The sequence below is a fragment of the Methylibium sp. T29-B genome (genome assembly GCF_000576225.1).
Classification (GTDB): Bacteria; Pseudomonadota; Gammaproteobacteria; order Burkholderiales; family Burkholderiaceae_C; genus Methylibium; species Methylibium petroleiphilum.
Window position 1 is genome coordinate 1 of sequence record NZ_AZSN01000227.1, and the last position, 4223, is coordinate 4223.

At 71.6% G+C, this 4223-nt stretch carries 2 protein-coding genes and 2 pseudogenes; all 4 read left to right on the forward strand.

The genetic code is table 11. The features are described 5' to 3' along the window. The first annotated feature begins 156 nt into the window (after positions 1-156). A complete protein-coding gene (locus tag Y694_RS20065) occupies positions 157-1347 on the forward strand; it encodes a M13 family metallopeptidase (protein WP_051495924.1) in 1191 nt (396 codons plus the stop codon). 55 nt (positions 1348-1402) lie between these two features. Next, a pseudogene (locus Y694_RS26290) lies at positions 1403-1597 on the forward strand (NAD(P)/FAD-dependent oxidoreductase); the annotation flags it as partial. A 116-nt stretch (positions 1598-1713) separates the two neighbouring features. Beyond that, positions 1714-2664, forward strand: a complete 951-nt coding sequence (locus Y694_RS20070; RefSeq protein ID WP_231497804.1) for an NAD(P)/FAD-dependent oxidoreductase — start codon at positions 1714-1716, stop codon at positions 2662-2664. 130 nt (positions 2665-2794) lie between these two features. Next, positions 2795-4223: pseudogene (locus Y694_RS20075) on the forward strand (AAA family ATPase); the annotation flags it as partial.

Below are 4223 nucleotides of genomic sequence, written 5' to 3' on the forward strand. Positions count from 1 at the left end.
GACCGAGCTGGCCCGGGCGCAGTGGTCGCGCGTCGAGAACCGTGACCCGGTGAAGACCTACAACCGCTGCGACTCGCCGCGCTGCGCGCGCTGGCCCGGCGATCGACTGGACGGCTCGCCGCGCGCACCGGCCTGGCCGGTCGCGCCGAAGGGCTGGTGGTCGGCCAGCCGAGTTACCTGGCTGCGCTGTCGGCGCGGCTCGCCGACGCGCCGCTCGACGCCTGGAAGGCCTACGCGACGCTGCGTGTGCTGTATGCCTACACGCCCTTCCTGGGCCGCGCGATCGTCGACGCCCGTTTCGCCTTCACCGGCACCGTGCTGCGCGGCACGCCGGAGAACCTGCCGCGCTGGAAACGCGGTGTCGCGCTGGTCGAGGGCTGCCTCGGCGAGGGCCTGGGCCAGCTCTACGTGGCCCGACACTTCCCGCCGGCCCACAAGGCGCGCATGGAGGCGCTGGTCGCGCAGCTGCTCGCGGCCTACCGACGTAACCTCGACACGCTGGACTGGATGGGGCCGGCCACGCGCGCCCAGGCGCAGGCCAAGCTGGCCCGGCTCGTGACCAAGATCGGCTACCCGGTGCGCTGGCGCGACTACCGCGCGCTGGAGATCCGCCGCGACGACGTGGTCGGCAACGTGCGGCGCGTGCGTGCGTTCGAGCATGCGCGCCAGCTCGCTCGGCTGGGCCAGCCGATCGACCGCGACGAGTGGGGCATGACGCCGCAGACCGTGAACGCCTACTACAACCCGTCGATGAACGAGATCGTGTTCCCGGCGTCCATCCTGCAGCCGCCGTTCTTCGACGCGGACGCCGACGACGCGGTGAACTACGGCGCGATCGGTGCCGTCATCGGCCACGAGATCAGCCACGGCTTCGACGACATGGGCAGCCAATACGACGCCGACGGCAATCTGCGCGACTGGTGGACTGCCGAGGACCGCGCCCGCTTCGCCGCCAAGACCGGCGTACTGGTGGCGCAGTACGGTGCCTACGAGCCGCTGCCGGGCTATCCGATCGACGGCGCGCTGTCGCTGGGCGAGAACATTGCCGACAACGCCGGCCTGGCGATCGCCTTCCAGGCCTACCAGCGATCGCTCGGTGGCCGGCCGGCCCCGGTGATCGACGGGCTGGAGGGCGCGCAGCGCTTCTTCTACGGCTTCGCTCAGGTGTGGCGCGGCAAGCAGCGCGAGGCGGCGCTGATCGAGCAGATCAAGGCCGGCCCGCATGCGCCCGGCGAGTTCCGCGCCAACGGCACGGTGCGCAACCATCCCGGCTTCTACGCCACCTTCGGCGTGCAGCCGGGCGATGCGCTCTACCTGCCCGAGGCGCAGCGCGTCTCCGTCTGGTGAGACGCGGGCTTTCTAGAATGCCGGCCGTGCCTCGGCCCTGCTCGCCTGACGACGCATGCACCCTGCTCCGCTGAACCGCCCGCTCGCCGACCTGCCCCCCGCCTGCGAGGTGCTGGTGGTCGGTGCCGGCCCGGCCGGCAGCGCGGCGGCCCGCACGCTGGCGCGCGCTGGCGTCGATGTGGTGCTGATCGACCAGCAGGCCTTTCCGCGCGACAAGGTCTGTGGCGACGGCCTGATTCCCGACGCGCACCGTGCGATGGCGAAGCTGGGCGTGCTCGACGAGGTGATGGCGCTCGCGCAGCCGGTGAAGCATCTGCGCTGCATCGCGCCGCGCGGCGGGCGCATCGACGTGCCGGGCACGCTGCCGTGCTGCCGCGCCGCCAGCTCGACCTGGTGCTGTGCCGTGCCGCGGCGGAGGCCGGCGCGCGCATGCATGCGCCGCTGCGCTTCATCGAACCGCTCGAGGACGCCGGACGGGTGGTCGGTGCCCGCCTGCAGGGGCACGACGAGGCCCGTGCGCCGCGCGAGATCCGCGCCCGCTGGGTGCTGCTCGCCAGCGGCGCAGTGCCGCAGGCCAGCCTCGCCGCGGGAGTGTGCGACCGCCGCACACCCAGCGGCGTGGCGTTGCGCGGCTACGTCAAGAACGACGCCATGGTCGGTCGCATCACCGAGCTCGAGGTGGCGTGGCATCGCCGGCTCAAGCCCGGCTACGGCTGGATCTTTCCGTGCCGCGACGGCGTGTTCAACATCGGCGTCGGCGTCGCGCAGAGCCATCGACGCGACGCCCTCGGCCGCCACCGCATGCTGGACGTGAACCTGCGCGAGGTCTTCGCGGCCTTCACCGAGGTGCACGCGCCGGCACGTGAGCTGATGGAAGGCGGCACGCTGCTCGGCGAACTGAAGGGGGCGCCGCTGCGCTGTTCGCTCGAGGGCGCGCGCCGCTCACGTCCGGGCCTGCTGGTGGCCGGCGAGGCGGCCGGCAGCACCTATGCCCTCACCGGCGAAGGCATCGGCAAGGCGCTCGAGACCGGCGTCCTTGCGGCCGAAGCGGTGATCGAAGGCCAGCGGCTGTCGCTCGGTGACGATGCCGTGCGCGCCCGCTACGAGGCCGACCTGGCGGCGCTGAAGCCGCGCTTCGCGATCTACGAGAAAGCCAGCAGCGTCAACGAGCGCCCCTGGCTCGTCGACCTGCTGGTGTGGAGCGCCCGGCGCAGCCCGCGTCGCCTGCAGCGCATGAGCGGCGTGCTCGAGGAGACACACACGCCCGCCAACCTGGTGACGGCGCGCAGCTTCCTGAGGATGGTGTTCGAACGCTGAGCGCTGAGCCGACACGGGCCTGGCGGTGTAAAGGCTTCGCATTCGCCCTGACTCCCGTCGCGGGGCTTGCTCGCACGGGCGCCCTGGGCCAAGATGGCCCGCACGGAGTCTTGGTTGTGGAGAAGGGGCCATGGCAAGGAGTGCTGCTGACGCCCGTTACGTGCTGTCGCCCGGCCTGGCGGATGCGCCCGTGCTCGACCGGCTGTGCTCGCAGTTCGTCCTCACGCTGGCGTTGCGTCACCTCGGGCGCTTCAACCTGCGGCGCGACTGGAGCGCGCTGCTGTCGCTGACCGGCCGTCACCTGGTGTGGCCGCCCAGCGTGCTGCGCCGGCTGCGCGATTACCTCGGCCAGCGCGTCAAGGCGCACGAAGCCTGGCAGGGCCACGCGGCGCTGAGCGACCTCGCCTTCATCGCCCGCCACGGCGCGTGGCGCGGGCCCTACGAGGAAGGCACGCTGTTCTTCTACATCGACGAGTACGTGAAGGACGCGCCCAAGGACCTGCTGGCCGTGCTGGGCGCCACCGCCGAGTGGTTGCAGCGCAGCGTCAAGAAGGAATCGACGCTGGTGCAGAAGAACATCGATGCGCTGGCCGGTCTGCTGCAGCTCAACCCGGCCGAGCGCGCGCTGCTGCTGTACGGCACGCTGGCGCGCTACCAGCGCGACCTGCGCGGTTTGCTCGTCGAGTTCAAGGTGTCGAGTGCGCAGGAGGCCTACGCGGCGATCGCGCAGGTGGCGGAGGTCGACGAGCGCGAGCTGGCCGAAGCCTTGCGCACCGGCTCGCGGCTCGAGCGCATCGGCATGGTCGAGAACCTGATCTCCGAGCACAACATCACCGACCTGGCTGACCTGATGAAGGTCAGCGAGCAACTGCCGCCGGTGCTGATGCGCGAGTACCAGGTCCGAGCGACCTGATGGCGGTGTTCACCAAGCCGGCCACGCCGACCGAGCTGACGCTGTCCGACTTCGAGTTCGTCGCGGCCGACGCGCAGATGCTGGTGGCGCTGCTGAGGAACGCGGTCGCGCGCCATGAACCCGGCGTCAACGTGCTGCTCTACGGGCCGCCCGGCACCGGCAAGACCGAGCTCGCCAAGGTGGCGGCGCAGGCCGCCGCGCTCGAGCTGTACGAGGTGGAGTCGGCCGACCGCGACGGCAACTCGCTGTCGGGCCGCGACCGCTACCGCTCGCTGCAGATGAGCCAGGTGTTCCTGAAGGGCAGCCCGAACGTCGCGTTGCTGTTCGACGAGGTGGAAGACGTGTTCCCGCCGCTGTCGAACGACGCCGCGCAGCTGATGGCGCGGCTGGAGCAGAGCGACAGCGGTACCTCGAGCTCGGTGGGCGGCAAGGCCTGGGTCAACCAGATCCTCGAGACCAACCCGGTGCCGGTGGTGTGGGTCACCAACCGCATCGAGCAGATCGACCCGGCGTTCCGCCGCCGCTTCCAGTACCACCTGGAGCTGAACTCGCCGCCGCCGGGCGCGCGCGAGGCGATCGTGCAGCGTGCGCTCGAGGGCGTGCAGCCGCGCCGGAATCGTGGCCCGGCTCGCCGGCCGGGCCGGGC